The 25,301-nt window shown below is 60.8% G+C and carries 26 protein-coding genes; 9 read left to right on the top strand and 17 right to left on the bottom strand.

Going from position 1 to position 25,301, the window contains the following annotated elements; all coding sequences use genetic code 11:
• Nucleotides 1-41: 41 nt before the first annotated feature.
• Both SBC1_RS28750 and mprF read right to left on the bottom strand, forming a co-directional pair.
• A complete protein-coding gene (locus tag SBC1_RS28750; protein WP_370469692.1) occupies nt 42-1,313 on the bottom strand; it encodes a virulence factor family protein in 1,272 nt (423 codons plus the stop codon).
• Nucleotides 1,310-3,904, bottom strand: a complete 2,595-nt coding sequence (mprF, locus tag SBC1_RS28745) for a bifunctional lysylphosphatidylglycerol flippase/synthetase MprF (protein WP_165102817.1) — start codon at nt 3,902-3,904, stop codon at nt 1,310-1,312. Before mprF ends, SBC1_RS28750 begins: the two co-directional genes overlap by 4 nt.
• Before the next feature lie 347 nt (nt 3,905-4,251).
• Between mprF and SBC1_RS28740 the strand changes: the two genes are divergently transcribed.
• Complete coding sequence (locus SBC1_RS28740; RefSeq protein ID WP_241202354.1) at nt 4,252-4,617, top strand: hypothetical protein; 366 nt, start codon at nt 4,252-4,254, stop codon at nt 4,615-4,617.
• Nucleotides 4,618-4,633: 16 nt separating this feature from the next.
• On the opposite strand, the gene SBC1_RS28735 is transcribed toward SBC1_RS28740, so the two are convergent.
• The 5 genes from SBC1_RS28735 to SBC1_RS28715 form a co-directional block, all read right to left on the bottom strand.
• Nucleotides 4,634-5,179, bottom strand: a complete 546-nt coding sequence (locus SBC1_RS28735) for a hypothetical protein (protein WP_165102814.1) — start codon at nt 5,177-5,179, stop codon at nt 4,634-4,636.
• A gap of 269 nt (nt 5,180-5,448) precedes the next feature.
• Nucleotides 5,449-6,516, bottom strand: a complete 1,068-nt coding sequence (locus SBC1_RS28730) for an ABC transporter ATP-binding protein (RefSeq protein WP_165102811.1) — start codon at nt 6,514-6,516, stop codon at nt 5,449-5,451.
• A 14-nt stretch (nt 6,517-6,530) separates the two neighbouring features.
• Complete coding sequence (locus SBC1_RS28725; RefSeq protein WP_165104865.1) at nt 6,531-7,337, bottom strand: ABC transporter permease; 807 nt, start codon at nt 7,335-7,337, stop codon at nt 6,531-6,533.
• Nucleotides 7,338-7,360: 23 nt separating this feature from the next.
• Nucleotides 7,361-8,224, bottom strand: a complete 864-nt coding sequence (locus SBC1_RS28720) for an ABC transporter permease subunit (RefSeq protein WP_241202399.1) — start codon at nt 8,222-8,224, stop codon at nt 7,361-7,363.
• A gap of 232 nt (nt 8,225-8,456) precedes the next feature.
• The gene (locus tag SBC1_RS28715; protein ID WP_165102808.1) at nt 8,457-9,596 is read right to left on the bottom strand and encodes an ABC transporter substrate-binding protein; all 1,140 of its coding nucleotides are present in this window, start codon (nt 9,594-9,596) and stop codon (nt 8,457-8,459) included.
• Nucleotides 9,597-10,099: 503 nt separating this feature from the next.
• On the opposite strand from SBC1_RS28715, the gene SBC1_RS28710 reads away from it, so the two are divergent.
• Complete coding sequence (locus tag SBC1_RS28710; protein WP_165102805.1) at nt 10,100-10,870, top strand: DeoR/GlpR family DNA-binding transcription regulator; 771 nt, start codon at nt 10,100-10,102, stop codon at nt 10,868-10,870.
• Nucleotides 10,871-10,874: 4 nt separating this feature from the next.
• Here the strand turns inward: SBC1_RS28710 and SBC1_RS28705 are convergent, their stop codons facing one another.
• The gene (locus SBC1_RS28705; RefSeq protein ID WP_165102802.1) at nt 10,875-12,548 is read right to left on the bottom strand and encodes a Na/Pi cotransporter family protein; all 1,674 of its coding nucleotides are present in this window, start codon (nt 12,546-12,548) and stop codon (nt 10,875-10,877) included.
• Nucleotides 12,549-12,743: 195 nt separating this feature from the next.
• On the opposite strand from SBC1_RS28705, the gene SBC1_RS28700 reads away from it, so the two are divergent.
• From SBC1_RS28700 to SBC1_RS28685, 4 genes are all read left to right on the top strand, one after another.
• A complete protein-coding gene (locus SBC1_RS28700; RefSeq protein ID WP_165102799.1) occupies nt 12,744-13,427 on the top strand; it encodes an HAD family phosphatase in 684 nt (227 codons plus the stop codon).
• Between the two features lie 133 nt (nt 13,428-13,560).
• The gene (locus tag SBC1_RS28695) at nt 13,561-14,838 is read left to right on the top strand and encodes a NupC/NupG family nucleoside CNT transporter (protein ID WP_165102796.1); all 1,278 of its coding nucleotides are present in this window, start codon (nt 13,561-13,563) and stop codon (nt 14,836-14,838) included.
• 10 nt (nt 14,839-14,848) lie between these two features.
• The gene (locus SBC1_RS28690) at nt 14,849-15,238 is read left to right on the top strand and encodes a cytidine deaminase (protein WP_165102793.1); all 390 of its coding nucleotides are present in this window, start codon (nt 14,849-14,851) and stop codon (nt 15,236-15,238) included.
• Nucleotides 15,235-16,200 (top strand): nucleoside hydrolase, encoded by a 966-nt coding sequence (locus SBC1_RS28685; protein ID WP_165102790.1) that lies wholly within the window; start codon nt 15,235-15,237, stop codon nt 16,198-16,200. Before SBC1_RS28690 ends, SBC1_RS28685 begins: the two co-directional genes overlap by 4 nt.
• Here SBC1_RS28685 and SBC1_RS28680 read toward each other — a convergent pair.
• On the bottom strand, nt 16,197-16,871 hold the full coding sequence (locus SBC1_RS28680) for an alpha/beta hydrolase (protein WP_165102787.1): 675 nt from the start codon (nt 16,869-16,871) through the stop codon (nt 16,197-16,199). The two genes, SBC1_RS28685 and SBC1_RS28680, sit on opposite strands and share 4 nt — an antisense overlap.
• Nucleotides 16,872-16,897: 26 nt before the next feature.
• Nucleotides 16,898-17,287: an MAPEG family protein gene (locus SBC1_RS28675; RefSeq protein WP_165102784.1), complete on the bottom strand. Its 390-nt coding sequence runs from the start codon at nt 17,285-17,287 to the stop codon at nt 16,898-16,900.
• Nucleotides 17,288-17,379: 92 nt separating this feature from the next.
• Between SBC1_RS28675 and SBC1_RS28670 the strand changes: the two genes are divergently transcribed.
• Nucleotides 17,380-17,778 carry a PPC domain-containing DNA-binding protein gene (locus SBC1_RS28670; protein ID WP_165102781.1) on the top strand — a complete coding sequence of 133 codons (399 nt, stop codon included), beginning with the start codon at nt 17,380-17,382 and terminating at the stop codon, nt 17,776-17,778.
• On the opposite strand, the gene SBC1_RS28665 is transcribed toward SBC1_RS28670, so the two are convergent.
• From SBC1_RS28665 to SBC1_RS28655, 3 genes are all read right to left on the bottom strand, one after another.
• On the bottom strand, nt 17,769-18,605 hold the full coding sequence (locus tag SBC1_RS28665) for a phosphatase PAP2 family protein (protein ID WP_165102778.1): 837 nt from the start codon (nt 18,603-18,605) through the stop codon (nt 17,769-17,771). The genes SBC1_RS28670 and SBC1_RS28665 overlap by 10 nt on opposite strands.
• Nucleotides 18,602-19,459, bottom strand: coding sequence for a metallophosphoesterase (locus SBC1_RS28660; protein ID WP_165102775.1), 858 nt, complete (start codon nt 19,457-19,459; stop codon nt 18,602-18,604). Before SBC1_RS28660 ends, SBC1_RS28665 begins: the two co-directional genes overlap by 4 nt.
• Nucleotides 19,460-19,873: 414 nt before the next feature.
• Nucleotides 19,874-20,314, bottom strand: a complete 441-nt coding sequence (locus SBC1_RS28655; protein ID WP_165102772.1) for a CBS domain-containing protein — start codon at nt 20,312-20,314, stop codon at nt 19,874-19,876.
• Between the two features lie 391 nt (nt 20,315-20,705).
• Here SBC1_RS28655 and SBC1_RS28650 point away from each other — a divergent pair, with 391 nt between their 5' ends.
• Nucleotides 20,706-21,668: a chemotaxis protein gene (locus tag SBC1_RS28650; protein WP_165102769.1), complete on the top strand. Its 963-nt coding sequence runs from the start codon at nt 20,706-20,708 to the stop codon at nt 21,666-21,668.
• Nucleotides 21,669-21,812: 144 nt separating this feature from the next.
• On the opposite strand, the gene SBC1_RS28645 is transcribed toward SBC1_RS28650, so the two are convergent.
• The 3 genes from SBC1_RS28645 to SBC1_RS28635 all read right to left on the bottom strand — a co-directional run bounded on the left by SBC1_RS28645 (nt 21,813) and on the right by SBC1_RS28635 (nt 23,347).
• The gene (locus SBC1_RS28645; RefSeq protein ID WP_165102766.1) at nt 21,813-22,079 is read right to left on the bottom strand and encodes a hypothetical protein; all 267 of its coding nucleotides are present in this window, start codon (nt 22,077-22,079) and stop codon (nt 21,813-21,815) included.
• 319 nt (nt 22,080-22,398) lie between these two features.
• The gene (locus SBC1_RS28640) at nt 22,399-22,836 is read right to left on the bottom strand and encodes a response regulator (RefSeq protein WP_165102763.1); all 438 of its coding nucleotides are present in this window, start codon (nt 22,834-22,836) and stop codon (nt 22,399-22,401) included.
• A gap of 178 nt (nt 22,837-23,014) precedes the next feature.
• On the bottom strand, nt 23,015-23,347 hold the full coding sequence (locus tag SBC1_RS28635; protein ID WP_165102760.1) for a hypothetical protein: 333 nt from the start codon (nt 23,345-23,347) through the stop codon (nt 23,015-23,017).
• A 251-nt stretch (nt 23,348-23,598) separates the two neighbouring features.
• Here SBC1_RS28635 and SBC1_RS28630 point away from each other — a divergent pair, with 251 nt between their 5' ends.
• On the top strand, nt 23,599-24,642 hold the full coding sequence (locus tag SBC1_RS28630) for a transporter (protein ID WP_165102757.1): 1,044 nt from the start codon (nt 23,599-23,601) through the stop codon (nt 24,640-24,642).
• Between the two features lie 72 nt (nt 24,643-24,714).
• On the opposite strand, the gene SBC1_RS28625 is transcribed toward SBC1_RS28630, so the two are convergent.
• Nucleotides 24,715-25,182 (bottom strand): nuclear transport factor 2 family protein, encoded by a 468-nt coding sequence (locus SBC1_RS28625; RefSeq protein ID WP_165102754.1) that lies wholly within the window; start codon nt 25,180-25,182, stop codon nt 24,715-24,717.
• Between the last annotated feature and the right edge of the window lie 119 nt (nt 25,183-25,301).

Raw genomic sequence — 25,301 nt, 5'->3', positions numbered from 1 at the left:
CCTGACCCGCGCCGAACGCTGAAAATCGACCGCCGCCCGGTTCAGATCCGCGCGGCGATCTGCTTCTGCCAGCTAGTCAGGATACGTCGCGCGAGCTCGTTATAATCGCCGCCGAAGTGGTGATCCCCAGTGGTCTTCACCACTTCTATTCCTGTCTGCGTCAGCGCGGGACACAACGTATCTTTCTCGGCCGCGCCGTAGATGCACTGCACCATCGACGGCGGCAGCTTCGCGAGTTCAGGCCGCACTTGCAGCGCATTCTTGCTCGCCGGCATGCCGAGCCAGCCCGTGACGCGAATCTGGAAATCGGCGTCGGGCGCAAAGCCCATTAGCGATACAAACGACACCTTCGCGCGCACCGAATCCGGCAGCCGGTTATAGGCGAACGGCATCACGTCCGCGCCGAACGAATAGCCGATCAGCGCGACGTGCTCCGAGTGCCAGCGCGCGCTGTAAGCCTGGATCACGCGCGCGAGGTCGTGGGCAGTCTGTTCGGGCGTCTTCGCGCTCCAGAAATAACGCAGGCTGTCGATACCGATCACCGACACCCCATCCCTCTGCAACGACTCCGCGACGGTTTTGTCGAGATCGCGCCAGCCGCCATCGCCGGAAATCACGATGGCAAGCAGGTTTGTCGGGTGCGCGGCGGGCAGTTCTATGAGCGGCAAATCCGATACGTCTTCGTCGCGCATTTGCTCGACCTTGAGATGCGGCGTGGCGAGTGCGAGCAGCGCGTCGGCCTGCGAGGCACTGGTGGGCTGCGTGGTCTTACCGAAGAAACCGGGCAGGCCCTTCGCGTGCGTGATGGTGGGATCGGGCGGGCACAGGTTGAAACGCGCGTCCAGTTCGGGATCGGGATTCAGCGCGAGCGCGCCCGCGACCGTATTGTCTGGCGCTTGCGCCAGGATCTTCGTGGCCAGCACGCCGCCCTGCCCGGTGCCCATCAGGATCGGCGCGAAATAACGGCTGGATTGCACCTCGCGTTCAAGTTGATGGCTCACCGACTCGGCATCCCCGACCAGGTTGTGGCAAGTCTCCTTCAGCAACGGCAATTTCGCCGCGTAGCGCGCCGTGTCCACGCCAACCACCATTGCGCCGTTTTTGGCCAACGCATCGGCGGTCTGCGTGTCGGCAGGAGTCCAGTTTTTATCGGAGAAAAGCACGACGAAACCGCGCATCGGGCCGGCGGGTTTCGTGAAAGTCACGTCGCCATAACGACCGCCCGGCAAGGTGGTGGCGTGCGCCATTGAAGCCATTGAAACCGACAGCGCGGACAACAGAGAAACAACCGCGAACTTCTTGAAAAATGTCATGAACGCCAGCCTCCCGCCAGCAACGAGAGATCTGCTAGCGTAAAAAATACGCCTACCGAGCCGGATGCCGCAAGATAACGCGGTTCCCAACGCGGCTGGAACTTGCTCTTGAAACCGCGCAAGCCCCGGAAATTATAGAAACGCCCGCCGAACCGCCAGACCAATCCAGCCAGCCGATGCCACGGCGAAGCAAGCGGTGTTGGCTGCATGCCGGACAAAGGTGCAATGCCCAGGCTCAAGGTCTGGAACCCGGCCTGCTTCAAATGGAGCGCGAGCTTGGTGAACAAATATTCCATCGCGTACGGCGACGCGTCGGGTTGATGTCGCATCACGCCGACTGTGGCTTCGGTGTTCAGATCAGTCGTCATGAACGTGACGAACGCCACCGGCTTGCCTTCCTGGCGCACCAGCAACACCGACTGCGCGGCGAGGTAATCGTCGGTGAAAGCCGCAACCGAGAAGCTCTTTTCGCGCGCCTCACGGCTTCCGAGCCATGCATCGGAAATCTCGCGCAGGATCGGCATGCACTCGGGAACACGCGGAGAATCGATGACTTCTACGTCGAAACCGTCGCGTTCACCGCGCTTCAGCGCATATCGCAAATGGGCGCGATGCGATCCCTTCAGATCAAAATCCTCCAGCACCACATGCGCTTCCTCGCCGAGTTTCATCAGCGTGAGACCGGCATCGAGGTAAAGCGGCAGCGCGTCGGCACGAACCTGGTAGAACGCGGCGCGGCCGCTGTGCGCGTGCGCCATTTCCACGAACCGGCGGATCAGTTCCGCCCATTCGCGGCGCGGCCCGACCGGGTCGTGCAGCGCTGCCCAGGTGCGCCCGTGTTTCGCGTACATCAGGAATGCTTCGCGCGAGGTCGAGAACAGGAAACTCTTGTCGCCCATCATTGCGAGGCCGGCGTCGCTGCGCTCCTGCGCGCGGAAAATACGCGCGGCATCGAGCAGATCCTGCGGCGCGGGTTTCTCGAACCGGCCGGCCGCCGGACGCAGCAACTGCCACACAGCGAACAACGCGGCGGACAAGCCCGCCGCGAGCGTCGCGCGCAACGCGCGCGGCGCGCGTTCGTCGAAAGCGAATTGCCACCAGAGATCGCGGCTGTAATTGATATCGCGAAAAGCGAACAACATGATCCAGACCGCCAGCCCGATCACGATCGCCACCGACACCAGCCAGCTCCCCGTGAACCGCTCAGCCAGCAGCGACGAGCGCCGGTTAAAGCGGTCGCGAGTCGCGAGCAACAACACGATCAGCACCGCGAGCACGCCTGTTTCGACAAACGCCAGCCCCTTCGCCATCGAGAGCGCCAGGTTGGCCACCGCGAGCGTGATGGCGAGCCACCAGGCGGCGTCGAGACGGCGCAGCAAACCTCGCGCAACGAACAGCAGAACCACGCCCAGCACGCTTCCCAGCAGTTGCGAGCTTTCCAGGACCCACAGCGGCAACACGGCTTGCAGCACCGCGATGCGTTTGCCAAACGCGGGCGTTGCACCGGAAATCACGAGCATGCCGCCAACCACGAAGGTCACCACGCTCAGGAACACCGGCGCGAGTTGCGACACATTCGATGGATTCAAAAACGCAAAGCGTCCTTTCAGCGCCCGGCCTTCGAACGCTGCCAGAACGAATGTGGCAGCGATCAGCGGCAGGCCGAAATAGATCGCGCGATACGCCAGCAGCGCAGCCAGCATCTCGGGCGTCTTCACGGCGTTGCCGAGCGCAAATACCATCGCAGCCTCGAACACGCCGACACCGCCGGGCGTGTGGCCGATCATGCCGAGCAGCATGGCAGCGGAAAACACCGTGAGGAACTCGCCGAAGCCCACTTGGACGTGCGGCAGCACGGACCACAGCGCGAGCGCGGCGGCGAACACGTCTAGCGCGGCGAGCAGGAGTTGCGCTACCAGGTCGCGACGTGCCGGAATGGTGACGGTGAGCCAGCTCCACCGCGTTTGCAGGGTTCGGGGCGCGGCGCGGCACAGCACGATCATCGCCGCGAATCCGACCAGGATCGCGCCGCCGCAAACTCGCAGGATGTCCGGCGACGCGTGCAGCATGACCGCCAGGGTATCCGCGGCGCACACCATGCCGATCGCCGTCATCAACGCCAGCGCGAGCGCCAGCGTTACGCTCGTGAACACCGTCAGGCGGCCAACCTGCACGGGCGTAACGCCCGCGACGCCATACACGCGGCAGCGCACGGCGCCGCCGGTCAGCGCGCCAAAACCCGTCGCGTTGCCGAGCGCGGAGGCGACCGTCGCCCCGACCCACAGCACGGAACGGGGCACTTTGGTGTCGAGATAACGGAGGCCGATGGCGTCGCGGCCCACCAGCGCGGCGTAGCTCAGGACGGTGGCGGCAAGCGCCCCGGCCCACGCCTCCAAGCGAAGCGCGCGTAATTGGTGAACGACCGTTTTATAGTCGACGGCGTGCGACAGATGCTGGAACACCACCAGCAGCAACGCGCACACAATCAGCGCGAGAACTGGCGCGGTGAAACGCTGTAACCGCCACGCTTTCGGCAAACGAAGCAGCGATTCCAGCAAAGGGACTGAACTGACACTATTTCTGCGAGACATGCGAAATTACCGGACTTGCTTCAACGCCTTCTGGCCTTGCGGCTTGTGGGCGTTTTGTTGGTTCTTGGTTCTGGCGGCCAAAAGCCGGACCGTTGCGCGTCTATCCGGCGTTCATTCAGATTTCAAAAGCCTGAATAGAACGTTACGGTTAGCAACGGTTGTATAACGGCGTAGGTTGACGGGACTTAAGAAAAGTGTGGGAGTCTATGCCGTTCGGACGAGTCCAGCAGCGGTTTTGTGGCCGCTCCGGTCGTTTTCTTCACACCTGATGGGGTGAGCGGTTAGCATCGTGGCTCCAATGCACGCCTTCGGGCGCCGCATTTATCATCGATAAAAGGTTCTACCGTATGAAAACGCAACGCCTCGCCGCCGCCGTCGTGACCGTCTCCCTCTCCGTCGCCGTCTTCGCCTTGAGCGCCTGCGCGACCCAATACGATGCTCTGATCAAGACGGTGCCGGTCGGCTCGGGAACGTCGCACCTCGCCACGCTGCCGTTCGTTGCATGTGTAAAGGCGAGATGGGCCACGCGGCCGCTGAAGATCGGCGAATACTCGCCGAACGCGGACGGCGCCGTGATCACCGTCCACGGAGCGAACGGGCAGACCATGCTGCTGGTCGACGCGGAACCGTCGGCGAACGGCACGGGATATACGATTTACGGCGATATCGTGAGCGCATCAGCCTACGTGGCCGATGCCCACAAATGCGACTAAACGACGCAGGGCAGAATCAGCTCGCGCTGCCCTTGAGATCCGTGTAAGCCTGGTGCGTACCCACAATGCGCCCGATCAGATAACCGTCCGACGCGCACGCATTCACCCGCTGGTCGCCGTTCCACACGATTTTGTACTGCTCGTCCTGCAAACGGATGGCTGACGGATCGAACTGGGGTTGCGGCGCACTGGCAGTCTTGCCGCCTTCGCGCGCCTGTTCCATCACGATGCGATTCCACGTGTAGGCGTAACCGTACTGGACCCCGTCGGCGAAGGCGTCGAGATCGCATACCTGCTTGGGCGGCGTAATGGAAACTTCAGTCCGGTAGCCGCTCGGACCCCCGACTTCTATGCGTTGTGCTGCCGGAGCGCCGGAAGAATCGACCTGCGCGGAACGTCTTGGGGCAGGTTGTGGTTTGGCTGCGGCGACCTGCGCGGTGGTCGACGCGGGCAGCGCGGTGCCGGCACTGCCACCGGGCGGCAGGGGCGCACAAGCGCCAAGAACAAGAATCGATGCGGCGAGGGAGACGCCTAGAACCTTCAGATGGGTGGTGAAAATCACGCTTTTGCTGTCCGTCTCAAAATAAACCGAGCACTACCTTAACATTTTGAGACGGACGCGGAGATTGTGTCGCTTTGGGGAAAGATGATCGAACGACGCCGCGGCCTGGAAAAACCAGGGCCGGGCCAGCGCTGAGATACGGCGCGGAGATACTGAGCGTTCCGGTTTCGCTCAACGAAAAGGCCGCTTGGCGTGAGCAAAGCGGCCCTTGGAATCAGCGCCTGTCGTCAGCCGCTTCAGTTGCTTCAAGGGCTTCAGCTAGCCAACGCTCAAGCCCCCTCCTCCAGCACCAGCAAATTCTCATGCGAGAACCCGAGCGCCACGGGTTGTCCGCGTTCCGGCAAGCGCCGATTGGGGTCGTTGAATATATCGAGTGAAATCACGGACTGATCCACGCGCGTCCTGATCCGCACCACTGCACCGAGGAAATTGACCTCCTCCACGGTTGCCGCAAGCGTATTGCGGCCGTTTGCCGGCGCTTCCAGCACGATTGCTTCCGGACGCACAGCGAGCATTCGCTGCTTGCCGGTATCGGCGGAATTGAGCGCGTGCGAGGTCCGCAATTCCTGGCCGCCGACCACGATCTTTCCGCTCGCCGGGTCCACCACCTGCCCCGACAACAGGTTCAACGTTCCGACAAACGACGCCACAAACCGCGTGCGCGGAAAGTTATAAATCTCCGAAGGCGTGCCGATCTGCTCCACGCGCCCTTCGTTCATCACCACGATCCGATCGGAAATCGACAGCGCCTCTTCCTGATCGTGCGTCACGAAAATCGAGGTAATGCCGAGTTCGCGCTGCAAGCTGCGAATGTCCTCACGCAAGGAGACGCGAATCTTGGCATCAAGAGCGGACAAGGGTTCGTCGAGCAGCAGTACTTGCGGTTTGTTGGCCAATGCGCGCGCAAGCGCCACCCGTTGCTGCTGACCACCGGACATCTGCCACGGATACCGGTCGGCAAGCTGGGGCAGCTTGATCAGCTCGAGCATTTCCTTCACCCGCGTCTTGATCTCGGCCTGTGGCCGCCCCAACACCTTCAGCCCGAAGCCGATGTTGTCCGCCACCGTCATGTTCGGAAACAGCGCGTACGACTGAAACACCATGCCAACCTTGCGTTGCCGCGTGCGCACGTGGGTGACGTCGCGGCCGCCGAGCTTGATCGTGCCGCGCGTAGGCGTTTCGAAGCCAGCAATCATTCGCAGCACCGTCGTCTTGCCGCAACCCGAGGGCCCAAGGAAGGTGATGAATTCGCCGCGCTCGATCTGCATATCGAACTGATGCAGCACGGTGTTCGTGCCGAACGTCTTGGAAAGGTTTTCGATCTCGAGAAGTGCCATGACAAGCCTGCCCTTTAAATTTTTTGTCCGGCGAGAGCGCGCGCCGAGCCGAAGACCTGAATAAGCCCCATCGAGGCCCACGTAATAGCAAACGCGATGATCGCGAGCGCCGAAGGTTCATACGCCCGGTTCGCGCCAATCAACTGCAGATACGGTCCGAACGCCGGACGATTAAGCAGGCTCGCCAGCGTGAATTCGCCGATCACCACGGCGAACGTCAGGAACGCGCCCGACAGGATCCCAGAACGCACGTTCGGGAAGATGATCTTGAAGAGGATGGTCGGCCAGTTCGCGCCCAGGCATTCGGCAGCTTCAGTGAGCGATCGAACATCGACGGCGCGCAAGCCTGCATCCACCGAGCGATACATGTAGGGCAAACACAACGTGACGTACCCGCAGATCAGCAGGAAGTCGGTCGCGCGCTCGTTGCCGGTGAGCGGCAAGAACGAACTGCTGTTGTAGATATGCAGATAGCCAAACACGATCACGATGGCCGGGATCACGAGCGGCAGCAACGTGATGAACTCGATTAGCGGACGCAGCTTCGGCAAGCGCAACTGCACCCAGTAGGCGGTCGGGACGACCAGCAGAACGCCAAGCACGATGGCGAACACGCCCATCATGATGGAGTAGCCGAACGACGCCTGGAAATGCGGATCGGTGAGGACGACGCGGTAGGCATCGAAGCTGTACTGATCGCGACGCATCTTCAGGCTGAACTCCACGGTTGCCGCCAAAGGCAGCAGGAAGTACAGCGCGCCGATGATCATCGCGACCCATGCGCCCGCCCGCGTCTGGGCCCGGACCTTGTTGTCCGGCATCGGAGTGACTGTGGTGACGGTGCTCATCGACGACCCCTCTCAGCGCGTGAGCGCAACCAGATATAACCGCCGTTGGACAAGCCGGTCACCAGAACCATACCGAGCGCGAGCGCATAGCCGAGATTTTCGTTGTGAAGCACATCGCCACGAATCTGCGCATACAGCACGATCGGCACGATGTTGAGCGAACTACCGGTGAGCGCATAAGCCGTTGCCACCGCGCCGAACGCATTGGCGAACAGCAGCAGCGTGGCGCCGAGCACGCTTGGCCAGAGAACAGGCAACGCGACGAACATCCAGTAGTGGTAAGCACTTCCTCCGAGACAATCGCAGGCTTCGCGCCACTCCCGCTTCAGGCCGTCGAGCGCGGGCGTGATGATGAGAACCATCAGCGGAATCTGGAAATACAGGTAGGTCAGCGTCAGCCCCGTGAAGCTCAGGATGCTGAAGCCGGTGGAATACAGGTTGATGCCGACATACTTCTTCAGCAACACCGTGACGAGGCCAACGCGCCCGAGCGTGCAGATGAACGCAAACGCGAGCGGCACGCCCGCAAAGTTCGACGCCACGCCGGAGAACGTCATCAGGGTCGGGCGAATCCACACAGGCAGCTTGCCCTGCACGGCGGCCCAGGCCAGGAGGAGCCCGAGCACGCCGCCACCCAGTGCCGATGCCGCGCTGACCTTGAAGCTGATCCAGTACGCGTCGAGCACGCTGGGCTGAAGCAATTGGCGAAAATTCTCAAGCGTGAAATGGCCCTGCGCGTCCTGGAACGCGCCGACCATCAGCCACGCGGTGGGCAGCAGCAGGAACAGAACCGCAAACGCAAAAAACGGTAAGACGCCGAGATAATTCCATGCGGGCGACACGCGTCGCGCCGCCTTCATGCCCGGGCCGAGCGACGGATTCGACTGTCCCTCGCGCTCCTCATGTCCGGACATGGGCGTGGCGATCTTCGATGAAGTGCTCATGATGTCGCTCTTGACTGACAGGCCGCGCCGGAGACCAGGCACAAAGCGCGAGCCGGAAGGGTAGCCGGACCTTGGGGTCCGGCTACCCGTGCACTACGTTACTTCGCATGACTACTGCATGTGACTGCTTATGTGACCACTTCAGTAGTTACTTCACGTTCGCGCCGACCACCTGATCCCACTGCTTCGTAATGAGCGCCTTCGAAGCGTTTTGCTCGTCGAGCGTCGGGAACACCACGTTCTTGTAGGCCGACGGCGGCGGCAGCTTGGCGAGCAGCGCTGCCGGGATCTTCTTGTTTGCTTCGAGGTCCTTGAAGCGGATCGGATGGCAGTAGCCGTTGAGCCAGCCAATCTGGCCTTCGTCCGAATACAGGTATTCCATCCACAGCTTCGCGGCGTTCGGGTGCGGAGCGTAAGCGCTGATGCCCTGCACGTAGACGCCCGCCACGACGCCGGTCTTCGGCACGACCACCGCCACCTTCGGATTGCCCTTCAGCGTATCGCGATCGGCCAGTGCGTTGTAGTCCCAGCGCACGATGATCGGCGTGGTGCCCTGCGCCAGCGACGCCGCCTTGCCGATCACCGGCACGAAGTTGCCGTTCTTGTTCAGCGTGCTGAAGTAGCTCAGGCCCGCAGCGCCTGCCTTCGATGCATCGCCCTTGCTTTGCGACAACCCGGCCGCGTAGACCGCCTGAATTGCCTGGTTAGCCGAGCGTGGGTCGCCCGCGAGTGCAACGGCATTCTTGTAGTCGGGCTTGAGCAGATCAGGCCAGTCGGCCGGGACCTTGTCGATCATGTCTGTGTTCACTTCAAACGACAGCACGCCGTAGTAATCGCCGTACCAATAGCCGTCCTTCTCCTTGGCCGAATCCGGAATCGACGCCCAGGTCGACACCTTGTAAGGCTGCAGCAAGCCGGCGGCCTGTGCCGTCGGTCCAAACGACAAACCGACGTCGATCACGTCCGGCGCCTGCGGTCCCGTGTTGCCCTTGTTCGCCTTGATGGCTTCGACTTCGTCGCCCGAACCAGCGTCTGGATTCAGCTCGTTCACCGTGATGCCGTACTTCGCCTTGAAACCTTCGATCAACGCGCCGTAACCGCACCAGTCGTGCGGCAATGCGATCGTGGTCAACTGGCCTTCCTTCTTCGCAGCAGCGATAAGGGACGCCGGGGGCGCCGCCACAGCTTGCCCCGCCACCGCGGTCAGCGCGGCGATCGCTGCTGTAATGGACGCCTTGCCGCCCAAGCGGCGAAATGTCGAGGTCACTCGCAACCCGTCTTGATTCATGGTGATTCCATCCTCTGCCTGCGTGCTTACGTTTTTGGAAAGTTGCGTGCTGCGTGCATCGTGCATGCTGCATAGTCCGAAACTTGTTTTTAATGCGCACTCACATCTGGCGCGCACGCGACTCTGGCGGCCAAATGTTTAAGAACAATGACGACGGCGAAAAAGACAGCAATTCAGGACTGGTTTCAGCACTGCGGAGGACCGAAGGGAACTATCCGCGAGTGTGACGGAGAGACTAAGTTCAAATACCCAAATTCGCAAGTATCCAAAAAAATGCAACATGCAGAGCGCCGGTTCTTGTTAATCTTTCAGCTGGATTCTTCAGTGACTTGAAGTAACGCCCGGCGCCCGGCAGCCAATTAATATTGGCGACACACGGGCGACACATAGTCCGTTCACAAGACTTGAAGCGCTGCTGAAATGGATCGGTAGCCAGGCTTGCGCTCGCAGCTTCTACCCGTTTTCACCAATACCCGTTCGACCTCAACGCTCAGGAATACAGCATGTGGCAGGAAGATCGTCATCAGAGAATTCGCGCGCTGCTCGCCACGCTTGAACGCGTGTCGACCGAACGCATCATGGCTGAACTCGGCGTGTCGCGCGAGACGGTCCGGCGCGATCTGGTGGATCTGGAAGCACTGGGTGAATTGCGGCGGGTGCATGGCGGCGTGACACGCCCCGCTGACGAAGCGCCGATCGCCGAGCGCAGCCATACACGCGTCAAATCGAAGAACGCCATTGCACGTGCGGCCACCGCGCTGGTCAGCAGTGGACAAACCTTGTTCATCGACGCCGGCACGACCACTGCCATCCTGGCGGAAGAACTCGCCAAGCTGGCCAACCTGACCATCATCACGAACTCAATAGACGTTGCCCAGAAGATGCGGGCGACCGGCGAGAAGACGGACGCAAGTAACGAGATCATCCTGCTCGGCGGCTCGATCAGCGACCGTGCATTCGCCACGGTGGGCGGCACGACCGTCGCGGAGATCCTCCGGTACCGCGCCGACGTGGCCTTGCTCTCGCCCGTCGCGATCGACCACCGGCATGGCGCGACCAACTTCGATCACGCTGAAACCGAAGTGGCCCGCGCCATGGTCGCGCATGCTGACCGGGTAGTGATCCTGGCCGACTACAGCAAGATCGGACAGTGCAGCAGGATCGCGTTCTGCCCGATCAATCGCGTGGATACGCTGATCACCAACAAGAAAGGCGCCGAAGGTCCGGCGCTGCTGTCATTGCGCAAGAAGCTGCCGCAAGTCATTCTCGCCTAGCGTTTTAAACGCTGTCGTTACCGTAGGTGGCGTCGAGAACACGGCGGCGAAGCCGCGTGTCGCGCAATGCGCCGGCTGCGTCGAGCACCGGGTACGCGGTCGAGCAGAACAGCGAGTTGAGGCGCTTGAGGTCGCTGATGATGTCGAGATGCAACGCACTGGTCTCAATGCTGCGCGCGCTCTGCCCGGCCAGCCGGTCCAGGTGCGCATACGAATAGCTGCGCTCGAGATCACGGAAGCGCTCCTTCTCTGCGAGCAAGCGCTCGGCGCTGCGCAAGTCGCTGTTGAGAAACACGCTCAAGCCCAGTTGCAAGGTCAGGATCACGCGTGAATGCAGATCCTCCAACTCGGCCAGACCCTCCGGCGAAAACGCCAGCCGATGCGTAATCTTCTTCTCCAGAATGTTGGTCACCACGCGCTCGACGATGTCCCCCGCATGCTCCAGGTTGATCGTCAACGTAATGATGTCGGTCCAGCGGCGGCTATCCGCCTCGTCAAGCTGCTCGCGTGAGATGCGCGCCAGATAGGTCTTTACGGCCGCATAGAGCTGATCGACGTCGTCGTCCATGCGGATGGTCGAGCGCGCCTTGACCGGGTCGTTGGCTCGCATCAGGTCGAGCAGGTTGTCGAGCATGGTGCGGATAATGTCACCGATCCGCAGCGTTTCGCGCGCGGCATTCGCCAACGCGAGCGTGGGCGTGGAGAGCGCGACGGGATCAAGATACAGCGGTCGCAGTTCCGGGTTTGCTTCGGGCCGGTCCGGCAGCAGGCGGTAGCACAGTCGCGAGACCGGATCGATCAGCGGCATGCACGCGACGCAGCGCACCATGTTGTAGACGAGATGGAACGTGATCACCGCTTCGCGGGGATACGGGATCAACGCGCCAATTCCTTGCGCGATCCACGGGGCGAACGGCAGCACGATCAACGCGCCGGCCAGCTTGAACAGCACGTTGCCGAGCGCGAGGCGCCGGCCAGCGGGGTTTTGGCCCAGCGAGCCGATCACGGCCAGGAGGCCGCTGCCCAGGTTCGCACCAATCACGAGGCACACCGCCACCTTCAGCGAAATCACGCCCGACGACGCCAGCGTTGCAGTCAGCAGGACCGCTGCGAGACTGGAGTACGAGATCATGGCGAAGGCCGCGCCGACCAGCGTGTCGAGCATGGAGTCGCCCGTCAGCGCGCCAAACATGATCTTCACGCCCTCGCCCTGCATCACGGGCTGCGCGGCTTCCACAATCATGTGCAGCGCCAGCAGGATCAGCCCGAGCCCGATGACCGTGCGCCCTACCTGGCCCGTGCGGGTCTGTTTGAACGACAGGAATGCGATCACGCCGCCCAGCAGCAAGATGGGCGACAGCCACGAGAGATCGAGCGTCAGCACGCGCGACATCAGCGCCGTGCCAACATCTGCGCCAAGCATGATCGCCAGTCCCGGCGCGAGCGGCAACAGGCCTTGCGCCGCGAACGACGAAGCCAGAACGGCGGTCGCGTTGCTGCTCTGGACCAGGCTTGTCACGCACAAGCCCGCACCGAACGCCCGGAAGCGGCTGTTCGCACTGCGTCCCAGCACGCGCCGCAGCTCAGCCCCGAAGACCCGCAGGATGCCGGTCCGGACAATGTGCGTGCCCCATACCAGCACCGCCACGCCCGACAAAATATTCAAGAGAATCAACATGAGGCTACGTCCGTTGTTCGTTCCGACAGGTCCGCCATGCGTGTCATGATGCCACGCAATGAGTTGTAGAATTTTGCTTTGTTGTAGATTTGGGTATTTAACGATACGATCGAATCGTGTTGGGCAAGCTTCGCCAGACGGTGTTGTCTGGCGCGTTTTTTACTTGCGATCAAGGGCTTAATCAAGGGCTATGGCATGAGTCGCACACTGGCGCTGTTCGATCTGGATCACACGTTGCTGCCGCTGGATAGCGATCAGTCGTGGGCGCGCTTCTACGCCACGCTGGGTTTCGAGGGCAGCGCAGATCACGCGCGGGGAATCGACGCGTACTATCAGCAATACGTCGCTGGCACGCTCGACATGGACGAGTATCTGGACCTGACACTCGCGCCACTCGCCCGTCATCCGCGCGCGCAGCTCGATGCGTGGCATGCGAGCTTCATGAAGACGGTAATCGAACCGGCCATCCGCCCTGAAGCGCTTGCACTGCTGCGCCGTCATCTCGACGCAGGGCACTTGTGCTGCATCGTTACCGCGACCAATGCATTTATTACGACGCCCATTGCGAAGGCACTTGGGGTTGAGCATTTGCTGGCCATTGAACTGGGCACTGAAGGCAATGATCCGCTCGGACGTTACACCGGGCGCTCGGTGGGCGTGGTGACGTTCCGCGAAGGCAAGATTGTCCGCACCGAGCAATGGCTTGCATCGCAGGGATTGAAGCTGGACGACTTCGAAGCAAGCTATTTTTATAGCGATTCCGTCAACGACGTCCCGTTGATGGAGCGTGTCACCCATCCGGTCGCAACCAATCCCGATGCGAAATTGCGGGTGATTGCTGCCGAGCGCAACTGGCCGGTCATCGAGTTATTCACGTAGGGCTTGCGGTCGCAGACGGGCATCGGGTGAGCGCGGGTTTGCGTCTTATCGCGTTCTATTCTCTAAATATTCTCTAAACCCCGCGCATGGCGTAGCATCCGCCCATTCCTCTGACAAACGCACACAACGAGACATGGCCCTGATCGCACGCAATCTGCTCGGCATCGCCGTACTTCTGTTCATCGCTTTCATCTTCTCTACCAATCGCCGCGGCATTCGCCTGCGCACCATCTTGCCTGCTCTCTTGGCGCAGGTCGGCATTGGCGCCTTCATCCTGTTCGTGCCCTTCGGCAAGAGCGTGCTCTCCGCTGCGGCAGCAGGCGTCAATCATGTACTCGGCTACGCCAACGCAGGCATCGAATTCCTGTTCGGTGGTCTCGTTCAATCGAAGATGTTCGAACTCTTCGGCAACGGCGGTTTCGTCTTCGCCGTACGCGTGCTGCCCGCCATCATCTTCGTGACCGCGTTGATCTCGGTGCTCTATTACCTCGGCATCATGCGCTGGATCGTGATCGTGCTCGGCACGATCTTCCAGAAGCTGCTCGGGGTGTCGAAGATCGAATCGTTCTCGGCCGTCACTACCATCTTTCTCGGTCAAAGCGAAATGCCGGCGGTCGTGAAGCCTTTCGCGCGCGACATGACCAGCGCGGAACTGTTCGCCGTGATGTCGAGCGGCATGGCGGCAGTCGCCGGTTCGGTGCTCGCGGGTTATGCGGGCCTTGGCGTGAAGGTCGAATACCTGCTCGCTGCGTCGTTCATGGCGGTGCCGGGCGGACTGCTGTTCGCCAAGATCATCCACCCCACGAGCGAAGCCAGCCGCGTCACGCTAGACAACCTCAACTTCGACGAAAAACGCCCGGCGAACGTGATAGAAGCGGCCAGTTCGGGTGCCACCGTCGGCCTGAAGATTGCGGTCATGGTCGGCGCCATGCTGATTGCATTCGTTGGCCTGATCGCGATGCTGAACGGGATTGTAGGCGGCATTGGAGGTTGGTTCGGTGACCCCAATGTATCGATGCAATCCGTGCTCGGCGCCGTGTTCGCGCCGCTCGCGTATCTGATCGGCGTGCCCTGGGATCAGGCTGCGCTCGCGGGCAGCTTCCTCGGTCAGAAACTCATCCTTAACGAGTTCGTGGCCTACGCGTCACTGTCTCCGTATTTGAAGGACTCCGCCAGCGTCGCCGCGGCTGGATTGCAGGTGCTCGATCCGCGTACCATAGCGATCTTGTCTTTCGCGCTGTGCGGCTTTGCGAACTTCTCGTCGATCGCCGTGCTGACCGGCGGCTTCAGCGCGGTTGCGCCGGAGCGGCGCGCGGAAGTGGCACGCTACGGCCTGCGCGTCGTGCTCGCCGCCACGCTCTCGAACCTGATGAGCGCGACGATCGCAGGCATGTTCCTGACGCTGAACTAAGGAGAAAATCATGACAATGGACGAGTTGCTCGAACGCGCGAAGAACGCGCGCGAGCGCGCTTACGCACCCTATTCCAGATTCAAGGTCGGTGCAGCCTTGCTCACAAAAGATGGCAGCGTATTCGATGGCTGCAACGTCGAGAATGCATCGTATGGATTGTGCAATTGCGCGGAACGCACGGCGTTTTTCAGCGCGATTGCCGCCGGTTACACCCGTGATCAATTTGCAGCGCTCGCCGTGATCGGCGACACCGACGGACCTATTGCGCCCTGCGGCGCGTGCCGTCAGGTGATCATTGAACTCGGCGGCCCCGAGTTGACCATTCGCCTCGGCAACCTCAATGGCGTGATCCGCGACACCACTGCCCGCGAACAACTCCCCGATGCGTTCTACCTATGACGACCCATAAAGTCATCTACGACACGGACCCAGGTGTCGACGATGCCATGGCGCTGGTGTTCCAGGCGCTGCATCCCGAGATCGAACTGCTTGGCATCACGAGCGTGTTCGGCAACGCGACCATAGAAACGACCACGGCTAACGCGCTCTACTTGCGCTCGCGTTTTGCACCCGGCGTGCCGGTGGCACGCGGTGCGGCGGCGCCGTTGCATCGCGCGCCGCCCGCGCCGCTCGGCTGGATTCACGGCGACAACGGTCTGGGCAATATCGAGCTGAGCCAGCCCGCCGATACAACGCTCGACGCGCGCCCCGCACATCAGTTCATGATCGATACCGTTCGCGCGCATCCCGGCGAAGTAACGCTGATCGCGGTCGGTCCATTGACGAACCTGGCGCTCGCGCTGAAAACCGACCCCGGTATTGCCGGGCTGGTGAAGCAGGTTGTCATCATGGGTGGCGCGTTCGGTACGGCCGGCGTGCTCGGCAACGTATCGCCTGCGGCTGAAGCCAACATTCTGTGCGACCCCGATGCAGCCGATCTCGTGCTCGGCGCCACGTGGCCGGTCACGCTCGTCGGCCTCGACGTCACGCAAAACACGATCATGCCGAATGAATGGCTTGCATCAATCCGCGATGGCGCAGGCGAAGCCGGTCGTTTTGTGTGGGACGTGTCGCGGCATTACGCGCAGTTCCACCAGGACAGCGCCGGACTTGAGGGCATCTATGTCCACGATTCGTCGGCGGTGGCGTACGTGCTGGCTCCGCATCTTTATACGGTGCGCAAGGGCTCCGTGCGTGTGCTGACCAGCGGCATTGCAATCGGTCAGACGATACAGAAACCCTCGACCATGCAGGTTCCCGCGCCCGACTGGGACGACCGTCCGGCGCAGTCGGTGTGCATCGGCGTGGATGCAGCCGGCATGCTCGAGTTGTATAAAAACACCTTGTTCAAGGCGCTTTAATCGCGAAGTCTTGCCGCCAGCCACACGCGCAAGGCTTCAACTTCTTCGCCACAGACCGAGTGCTGCATCGGGTAGGTATGCCATTCCAGCTTGCAACCGTGCGCGAGCGCGAAATCGCGGCCCTGAAGGGCCAGCTCGATCGGCAGCACGGGGTCTTGCGTGCCATGCGCGGCGAAGATAGGCGTGTCGCGATTCGCCTCGCTGAACGCCGCATCGATCAAACCAGGTGACGGCACGTAACCCGACAGCACGATCAGTCCCGCCAGTTTCTCGGGATGCGTGAGACCCGCCGTGTAGGTCATTGCTCCGCCTTGCGAAAAACCCGCGAGGAAGATCTTCGAAGTCGGAATGCCGCGCTCGTTCTCCCGCGCGATCAGTTCGCGAATCCGTTCGCACGACGCCTTCAGGCCGGCTTCATCGACCTGACGGTTCACGCCTTCGAACGACAAAATGTCGTACCACGCCCGCATCACATAACCGTTGTTGCCGGTAACCGGCATCTCGGTGGCATTCGGAAAGACGAAGCGCACGGCGGGCAAATCGCCCAGGCGCAGCTCGGGCACCAGCGGGACAAAGTCGTTGGCGTCGGCGCCCAAGCCGTGCATCAGGATCACGGCGAACTCGGGATTCGGCGCAGTTTCCACGTCGATGGTGGTGAGCAAAGCGGTCATTGACTGGACTCCGGTTTCAGATGGTTTCAGATAATAGGGACGAGAACAAGGATGATGCCGAATAACGAAACGAGCCATACAAGCGAGCGCAGGAACGGAATCCCTGCCGCATACAAAGGCAGGTAGACCACGCGCGCGACGATGTACAACCACGCGCCGTAAAGCGTCAGCGTGCCTTCGCGGCCGGCCATATGCGCGATCAGGATAGCAATGGCGAACACGGGCAAGGTTTCGAACAGGTTGTTCTGGGCGCGCATCAGTCGCCCAGTCAGCTTGCCGACTGGCGGCCCCGGCTGATCGCGCGGTCCGCCGTTATATCCCAGGCCGGTTTCGCGGCTGCGCACCACCGACGGCAACAGCACCTGAACAAGGGCTAGTACAAGCGCATAGGCGAGGATATGAAGTTCTGTTGTCATGGGAAAAAATGTCAGTTTGATCGAGGGGCGATGCGCGAAACCGGAATCATCATGCCATCATTGATGCATCGCGTAGCCTTGGAACTTCACTCATGCAAACACTTCCCGTGCGCCTTGTTCCCGGCGACGACCTGCGTGCCGCGCTCGAGGCAATCGCGCGAGACCAGGCCATTGGCGCCGCGTTCGTGATGCAGGGCATCGGCAGCCTGAGCGTGGCGAGCCTGCGTTACGCGGGCCTCGACCAGCCGACCCGGCTTGACGGTAACCTCGAAATCCTGACGCTCGCCGGCTCACTTTCCGCCGACGGCGCGCATCTTCACATGGCCGTTTCAAATGCCGAAGGCCGCGTGGTCGGCGGCCATGTATCGCCGGGATGCATTGTGCGGACGACGGCGGAAATCCTGATCGTTTGTCTTGATGGCGTGCGCTTCTCGCGCGATCTGGATCCGCGCACCGGCTTTCCCGAACTGTCGATACACCGTCAGGACTGACGCCGCGACGGCGTCGGCCAATACCTGCGCGTCAATTCGATGCTCAGGATACACGCCACCAGCCAGAGCGTTCCCAGCGCGAAACCTGCCAGCACGTCGCTCGCGAAATGCACGCGCAGGAATACGCGGCTGCCTGCCGTTGTGACAGCGATAAGCGTAGCCGCGACGATAACGGCCAAGCGCCAGCCGTCCGGCAAGACCCGCACGAGCACATACGCGATGATGCCGTAGGTGACGAGAGACCCCGATGAATGGCCACTCGGGAAACTCCATCCGGTGGCGGTGGCGATCGATTGATCATGCACGGGCCGCACACGTTCGAAGATGTGCTTGATGACGCTGTTGAGCAGGCCGTTGCCGACTATCGCGAGCGTGAAGCCAATGGCAAGCGCAACCCTTCGCCGTACCATGAGGATGGCCGCGCCAAGTACGCACCAAACGGCGAGCACCCATGCGTCGCCCAGATGCGTGACCAGCGCGAACGTGCGGATCACGCCGATTGGAACTGCGCTCGCGATGCCGTCCGCGAAAGCCTGGTCTGCACGCCCGAGTGTCTCGCCCGCGCCGATTTCATCGGCTATTGCGGCGAACAAGGCTGCCGCGCCGGCAATGATGGCGAAGCTCACCGCCAGATTCACGACCAGCAGGACCTTGGCCGACGGGCCGCCGTTTTCCCGCGGCAAACCGTAGCGCTGCACAAGCTGCCATGCACCCAATACCACGACCATTGCAAGCACGAGAGACACCGTAAACAACGTCAATGCATGCTCACCGGCTACGTGTGCCACCTCAAACAAGCCGGCGTACTGCCCTTCAATCGGTTTCATAAAAGCGTCGCTAATGGAGTCTTCAGTGACCCGCTATCCAGGTCGAGTTCGTGCTGCATGTTGGGAGTAAACGATGCGATCGCCCGATTGAAATCCCAGCGCGTAACAACTAAACGGCGAAGTGCGCGACGCGTGCCCGCGTTGGACGTGTCGTAGTCAATCACGTTGACCGAATTAGGCACGCTCCCACGCACGCGCGAAGACAACGAAGTTCCCGCCTGCACGGCCCACATCTGACGCGGCAAGTCCTTATACGCAACGTGCAGCGGCGCCACATACGGAAGATGGATATGACCGCCGAGGATCAGGTCCACGCCCGCTTGCGACCATCGTTCAATCGCATGTTCGCGCCCATGCAGCAAGTTCCTGATGTCATTGGCACGAGCAGCCGCAACTGGCTGATGCGTAACGACAACCCGCAGTTGCCGCGCCGTCGCGTGTTCGAGCCGGCGGACCACACGCTCCACTTGCTGCGCCGATACTTCGCCGTCCTTATGACGGTATGCACGCGTAGTATTCACGCCGATTACCAGCAGCTCGGCCGATTCGAACACGGGTTCGAGATCGTCTCCAAACACGCGCCGGTAATTCGCATAGGGGTGTGCAACCCGCGCGAAGAGGTTGTAGAGCGGAATGTCATGATTGCCCGGCACGACAACAAAAGGCGTGGCGCCGAATGTCCCGACAAATGCCCGCGCCGCGCTGAATTGCGCACGCCTGGCGCGCTGCGTGATGTCGCCGGAAATGACAACCAGATCGGGCTGCAGCGTATTAGCGAGGCGCAGCAACGCTGCCAGGACCAGCGGTTGTTCGGTGCCAAAGTGCGGATCTGAAATCTGGAGCAACAGGGTCATGAGCGATTGGCATTGGCTACGTTGGCCTCGGGCTTGAGCAGGAACAGCAGCGCCGGGGCAACGCGAAATTCGAGCGATATAGTGATTTAGTTTATCTCGTGATCGGTCGCAAGCTTCACAGGCCGTTGACGTTTGGGAAGGATCGGGTGCGTGATGCGCTTGAACGCGAAACTGATCACGTTGTCCGCGTGGCTCATTCGGCCAGCCGTGCAGCGTGAGGCCGAGTTGCGCCCTATGTGCAGCATCTGATTATTATAACAATTTGCTTACAGACAGAATGGGCGAACGGCCGTGACGGAAGGAGCATGGAGTACGCGAGATAAGACGAACTGCATTGAGCACAAGGCACATGCAGCGGCAACAATAAAACACAGCGCGGCGTCTTCACGCCGCGCTGCATACTTCCCGGGCAAACTACATGTGCTCGCCTCGAATGTATCCCTCGAGCTGATGAATCGTGAGCTGCTGCTCGGAGATAATATTTGCCACCAGATCGCCGATCGAAATCATGCCCACCAGCTTTTCGCCATCGATCACCGGCAAGTGCCGCATGCGACGCTCGGTCATCAGTGCCATGCAGTCGTCCGTGGTCTGGTCGGGACGCACGAAGCGCACTTGCGAGGTCATGATTTCGCGCACCGGAGTCTGCCGCGAGACACGGTCCATCAGCACGACTTTGCGCGCATAGTCGCGCTCGGTCATGATGCCGACAATCGCTTCGCCGTGGGTCACGATCAAGGCGCCAATGTGCTTCTCCGCCATCATCGCGATCGCGTCGTAGACCGATGCCGTATCGGCGATCGTAAAGATGGTGTGATCGGGTTTCGAATTAAGAACTTGTGCGACTGTTGCCATCGAACGCCTCCGTTGAACTGCGCGACGCCCGCCGAATGGCGGACGTTTCACATGGCTGGATAGCTGGCATCTGGATCGCACGACGCGCTTCACCACCACGGGTTCGCCGAATCCCGCCGCGTTGAAACCATTCGCCTTACATCCACGCCTTACATCAACATTACCCAGCCCATTCGAAAAGTATAGGCCAGACACCTCCCGCGTGAACGCTGGAAAACACTGCTTTTTAAGCCTCCAAGGGTCTATCCCGATACTGCCGCACGCGCAGCTGGACCGGCATGAAACAGTCCCGTCACATAGCGCCGAAAAGTGCTTCAGTTTCCCCGCGCCGCGCCGCTAATCAGGAACCGGCTATTTACAAGCACGGCATAAATCGATCAGGAGAACCACCTTGAGCAGTTCACAACACGACATCGAACAGCGGGTTCGCCTCGCCGGCAACAACATGTTCGAACTGCTCCTGTTTCGCCTCGGTGAAGCGCCGGACTCCGAACAACGCGAGCTATACGGCATCAACGTGTTCAAGGTGCGCGAGATCCTCGCGATGCCGCCGATCACCGTGGTCGCCGGCGCAAACCCGGAGATTCTCGGCGTAGCCGACATCCGCGGCCAGATCATCCCCGTGATCGATCTGGCGAAGGTCACGGGCTGCCAGCCGAAGAACGGTCTGAAGATTTTGCTTGTCACCGAATTCGCGCGTACGACGCAGGGTTTTGCTGTCGAGGAAGTCGATGACATCGTGCGCCTGGAATGGAATCAGGTTTTGTCTGCCGAATCACATTCAAGCGGGCGGACGGTGACCAGCTTCGCGCGCCTCGACGGCAACGTGGACGGCTCGCGACTCGCGCAGGTGCTCGACGTCGAACAGATCCTGCGTGACGTGCTACCGTCGACGCAGGTCGAGATCAATGAATCGAGCACCGGTCGGCTGGTCCTGAAACCGGGTACCAAGGTGCTCGCCGCCGACGACTCCGGCGTCGCGCGCAGCCTGATCGCACAAAGCCTGACCGCGATGGGCGTGTCGTTCATCATGACCAAGAGCGGCCAGGAAGCGTGGAACGTGCTGGAAGACTTGCAGAGCAAAGCGGAAAAACATGGCCGCTGTGCCGCGGACGAAATTGCACTTGTCCTGACCGACCTCGAAATGCCGGAAATGGACGGATTCACGCTGACACGCCGTATCAAGGCGAACGCCGGCATGCAGGCAATTCCGGTCGTAATTCACTCGTCGCTGTCCGGGTCGGCGAACGAGGAGCACGTGCGAAAAGTGGGCGCCAACGCTTATGTGGCCAAGTTTGCCGCAGGAGAACTGGCTGCGGTAATGCGCGATGCGCTCAAGATGACAGGCACCTGAAGCGGTTATTCTTTACGCACAAACACAAACGCCCGCTGAACTTTCGTTCAGCGGGCGTTTGCGTTTGCGTACTACCCGATCATCAAGCTTTACGCGATCACGACGGCCCGCGTAATGCCGGCCGTGCGCGTAGCAGCCTGGAAATTATTGACCGAAGAAAACAGCTTGCGCGTTGGTCGTACGGTCGCGGCTCGAACCCGATTGCGACACCGACGTGCGTGCACCACCATAGCCGTTCGCATCAGCGTTGTTTTGAGCAGCAATGGTTTGCGTGTTCAGGCCTTGTTGCGAAGCCGGAGCGCCAACCGACGGGCGATACGCAGGCGCCGGGCCGTAGCCGCTGGCAAATGCCGGAACAGCGATAGAAGCAGTAGCGGCGATGAGTAACGATGCGAGAAGATTCTTTTTCATGGTGAGCTCCGATATACGTGGACTTTCGACTGGTTCAGAAGGCGTCGCAGCGTTCAAGCTTTGTTCCGGTGGCTGCTTCGTCAATGAAATGCAGTGTATACCCGTACTATCGGTTTTTTATCCCCATAAACTTCAATACACTTTTCGGGATACGCCAATAATGGGAGGCCGTCCGGATTGGGAAAAATCGGCGCGAGCGAGCCCGGAAAAGGCTCACCGGAAGTTGAGGTAAGAGATATTTTTGGGGTCGAACCCTGACGAGACCGAGAAAGTTTCTGTCGGATGCCCATTCATCCCTACTGAAACCCTCAGCGATCGTTCAGTGAACCTGGACCATCCGGCTGATCAGGTCGACCAGGACACCGGGCGCGTTGCCCTTCTGGCAATAGCCGTCGAACCCAGCGTGGAGGCCTTTCGAGCGCACGTAATCCTCCCCGAGCGCCGTAAACGCAATGATTCCAGCGTTTCGGGTGGGAGAAATCCTGCGCAGAACCCGCGCAGTCGCAAAACCATCGTGCTCCGGCATGCTGATGTCGAGTATCACGACGTGCGGCACCCAGCTATCAATAGCGTGCAGCGCGTCGACGCCGCTCAGCACATAACGTGCGTCACAACCGTCCGCACTCAGTGCCGCGGCAAGGCCTTCGGCGCTGGCGGCGTTGTCGTCGACAACCAGAATGCGCCAACGCTCGGCGTCCGCGTCGACGTTACGATCGGTCCATAACACGCAACTTGGGGTAGAAGAGACTGAAACCATAACCGCTCAGATTTATGCATGTGCAGCAAACGCAGCATTTTCCGCGCCATCCTGCCCATTTACTCCAGGCGGCTTGTGTCGATGTAATGAAAAAACCGCCAAATCTCTTGTCCGATAAAGCCAGACAGGCTTAAAACCGGTGTCGCACGAGCTTCGTGAGACACGGGCCAGCCCGGTTTCAGGATTTCGTTTTGGCTTTTTTGCCGGAAGATTCGTCCGTCGAGCGTAGTTTTGCGTTCGCCGATACCAGCAGATTTGCATCGACCTGACGCACGGCGTGTTCGAGCCCATTCAACGCGTCGCGCAAAGCGTGCTTCTGAGCCTTGTTCAGCTGTTGCGGCCCCGATTCCTCCACCAGCTTCGCTTCTTTTTCGAGCCGTTTGAGCAATTTGGCTCCCAGACGACTGTCGATAGCTTGCTCGCCCAGCAATTCGACGATGCTCGTCGCGAGCCGCGTCAATCCATCTGCCGTGGTCTGCGTAGGTTCGTCCTGCTCGACGCGATCTTCCATTTGTGTTTCCCCGATGAAGCGAAAAGGGTCGGGCTGCGCCCGACGGCCCTCTTGCACCGCGCGAGTTTACCCACAGGGCGTGACAGCCATAAGTACTTTCTGTGTCACGCGGCATTTGCCCAACAATAACGCAAATCCGGGTGAACGTTGCTTGATTGGAGTGGTACGGCAGGGACAATCGAAGTCCAAATCACCTTTCAATTGCCCGTGCAGTTGCCTATGGCGATGCCGATCACGACGACTGAATCTCGATGACTGAATTACGAACCACCGCCCTGCCCTACGCCTCCGATTTCTCCGGCATCGTGTGCGGCTTTCGTTTCGCGCCGGACGCGGCCGGCGTGCCCATTGACTCCGCCGGTGCGCTGGAATGGCTGGCGCAATCCCGCGCCGAACGCGCGTTGCATGACCCTTCAAGCGACTTCGTCTGGCTGCATTTCGACCTTGCCAACAGCGCAAGCGAACGCTGGATGCGTACGCAGCTCGACCTGCCGGACGCCTTCTTCGAAAACCTTCGAGACGGCTCGCATTCCACGCGGATAGAACATCAGGAGGGCGCGCTGCTCGCCGTCATCAACGACGTGATGTTCAACTTCGACGTAACACCATCGGAAATAGCCACCTTATGGGTCTACACGCGCGAAAAGCTGCTCATTACCGCCCGGCTGAAACCGCTGCGTTCCATTGATACGCTGCGGGAATCGGTACGCAACGGCGAAGCCTTCCGGTCAACGGCCGAACTGCTCATTCATCTGTTACGCGACCAGGCCGATCTGCTGGTACAGATCGTCCGGCGCACGAGCATTGATATCGACAGGATAGAAGACCGTTTTCTTTCGATGCGCTCACCCGCCACCCGCTCGGAACTCGGCGCGTCGCGACGCGTGCTCGTCAGGTTGCAGCGTTTGCTCGCGCCTGAACCGGGGTCAATTTTCCGGCTGCTGGCACGGCCGCCGCGCTGGCTGCAAGCGCTCGACCTCCAGGATCTGCGCGATGCCACCGAGGAATTTTCGCTGGTGCTGGGCGATCTGGCGGGGCTGGTCGAACGCATCAAGCTGCTGCAGGAAGAGATTGCCGCGCGCACGGACGAGCAAAGCAACCGCACGCTTTTCACGCTGACGCTGGTCACCGTGCTGGCGCTCCCGATCAATATAGTCGCGGGGATCTTTGGCATGAATGTTGGCGGGGTGCCGCTTGCCGACAACAAACACGGGTTCTGGCTAATGGTGGCAATCGTGGCTACCTTCACCGTGCTGGCGGGATGGTGGGCCTTTTACCGGCGGCGCGGCCGCTAGCATGCCGGCAGTCACACGACACAATCGTGCTTCGTGAAGCGATGATCGAAGAGACTGCCGGCCACGCTTCAATCAGAAGCCCAGGTCGCTCAAGCCAGGATGATCGTCGGGACGGCGGCCCAGCGGCCAGTGATATTTGCGCTCCGATTCCTTGATCGGCAAGTCGTTGATGCACGCGTGCCGATGCGTCATCAAGCCAGCTTCGTTGAACTCCCAGTTCTCGTTGCCGTAGCTGCGGAACCAGTTTTTGGAATCATCGTGCCATTCGTAAGCGAAGCGCACTGCAATCCGCGATCCCGTGAACGCCCACAATTCCTTGATCAACCGGTAGTCCAGTTCGCGCGCCCATTTGCGCGCCAGGAACGCCTCCACCTCAGCACGTCCCGAGACGAACTCGGCGCGGTTACGCCAGCGTGTGTCTTCGCTATAGGCGAGCGCGACCCGCTTTGGGTCGCGGGAATTCCAGCCGTCTTCAGCAAGGCGGACCTTTTGCCGGGCGGTGTCGGCATCGAATGGCGGGAACGGCGGTTTGCTTTCCATGGCGTTTCCTTTTGATCGCGGAGAGTTAATTGCCGACTGATGCAACGTTGATTGTGTAGTCGGTCGACCGGATAATCAGCAAGTAGACAGGTCTGTCTGCTTGCTCACTGTAGCGGAGG

Source organism: Caballeronia sp. SBC1, assembly GCF_011493005.1.
Taxonomy (GTDB): domain Bacteria; phylum Pseudomonadota; class Gammaproteobacteria; order Burkholderiales; family Burkholderiaceae; genus Caballeronia.
The sequence above is the reverse complement of the archived record's forward strand: the minus strand, read 5'-3'. Positions and strand labels throughout refer to the sequence as shown.

Bases quoted from the DNA above. Each gene is read 5' to 3' on its own strand.
- SBC1_RS28700 (WP_165102799.1), top strand. From the start codon at position 12,744: ATGAGTCGCACACTGGCGCTGTTCGATCTGGATCACACGTTGCTGCCG.
- SBC1_RS28695 (WP_165102796.1), top strand. From the start codon at position 13,561: ATGGCCCTGATCGCACGCAATCTGCTCGGCATCGCCGTACTTCTGTTC.
- SBC1_RS28705 (WP_165102802.1), bottom strand. From the start codon at position 12,548: ATGTTGATTCTCTTGAATATTTTGTCGGGCGTGGCGGTGCTGGTATGG.
- SBC1_RS28690 (WP_165102793.1), top strand. From the start codon at position 14,849: ATGACAATGGACGAGTTGCTCGAACGCGCGAAGAACGCGCGCGAGCGC.
- mprF (WP_165102817.1), bottom strand. From the start codon at position 3,904: ATGTCTCGCAGAAATAGTGTCAGTTCAGTCCCTTTGCTGGAATCGCTG.
- SBC1_RS28625 (WP_165102754.1), bottom strand. From the start codon at position 25,182: ATGGAAAGCAAACCGCCGTTCCCGCCATTCGATGCCGACACCGCCCGG.
- SBC1_RS28630 (WP_165102757.1), top strand. From the start codon at position 23,599: ATGACTGAATTACGAACCACCGCCCTGCCCTACGCCTCCGATTTCTCC.
- SBC1_RS28730 (WP_165102811.1), bottom strand. From the start codon at position 6,516: ATGGCACTTCTCGAGATCGAAAACCTTTCCAAGACGTTCGGCACGAAC.
- SBC1_RS28660 (WP_165102775.1), bottom strand. From the start codon at position 19,459: ATGACCCTGTTGCTCCAGATTTCAGATCCGCACTTTGGCACCGAACAA.
- SBC1_RS28750 (WP_370469692.1), bottom strand. From the start codon at position 1,313: ATGACATTTTTCAAGAAGTTCGCGGTTGTTTCTCTGTTGTCCGCGCTG.
- SBC1_RS28665 (WP_165102778.1), bottom strand. From the start codon at position 18,605: ATGAAACCGATTGAAGGGCAGTACGCCGGCTTGTTTGAGGTGGCACAC.
- SBC1_RS28635 (WP_165102760.1), bottom strand. From the start codon at position 23,347: ATGGAAGATCGCGTCGAGCAGGACGAACCTACGCAGACCACGGCAGAT.
- SBC1_RS28645 (WP_165102766.1), bottom strand. From the start codon at position 22,079: ATGAAAAAGAATCTTCTCGCATCGTTACTCATCGCCGCTACTGCTTCT.
- SBC1_RS28720 (WP_241202399.1), bottom strand. From the start codon at position 8,224: ATGAAGGCGGCGCGACGCGTGTCGCCCGCATGGAATTATCTCGGCGTC.
- SBC1_RS28740 (WP_241202354.1), top strand. From the start codon at position 4,252: ATGAAAACGCAACGCCTCGCCGCCGCCGTCGTGACCGTCTCCCTCTCC.
- SBC1_RS28685 (WP_165102790.1), top strand. From the start codon at position 15,235: ATGACGACCCATAAAGTCATCTACGACACGGACCCAGGTGTCGACGAT.
- SBC1_RS28680 (WP_165102787.1), bottom strand. From the start codon at position 16,871: ATGACCGCTTTGCTCACCACCATCGACGTGGAAACTGCGCCGAATCCC.
- SBC1_RS28675 (WP_165102784.1), bottom strand. From the start codon at position 17,287: ATGACAACAGAACTTCATATCCTCGCCTATGCGCTTGTACTAGCCCTT.
- SBC1_RS28655 (WP_165102772.1), bottom strand. From the start codon at position 20,314: ATGGCAACAGTCGCACAAGTTCTTAATTCGAAACCCGATCACACCATC.
- SBC1_RS28640 (WP_165102763.1), bottom strand. From the start codon at position 22,836: ATGGTTTCAGTCTCTTCTACCCCAAGTTGCGTGTTATGGACCGATCGT.
- SBC1_RS28715 (WP_165102808.1), bottom strand. From the start codon at position 9,596: ATGAATCAAGACGGGTTGCGAGTGACCTCGACATTTCGCCGCTTGGGC.
- SBC1_RS28670 (WP_165102781.1), top strand. From the start codon at position 17,380: ATGCAAACACTTCCCGTGCGCCTTGTTCCCGGCGACGACCTGCGTGCC.
- SBC1_RS28710 (WP_165102805.1), top strand. From the start codon at position 10,100: ATGTGGCAGGAAGATCGTCATCAGAGAATTCGCGCGCTGCTCGCCACG.
- SBC1_RS28725 (WP_165104865.1), bottom strand. From the start codon at position 7,337: ATGCCGGACAACAAGGTCCGGGCCCAGACGCGGGCGGGCGCATGGGTC.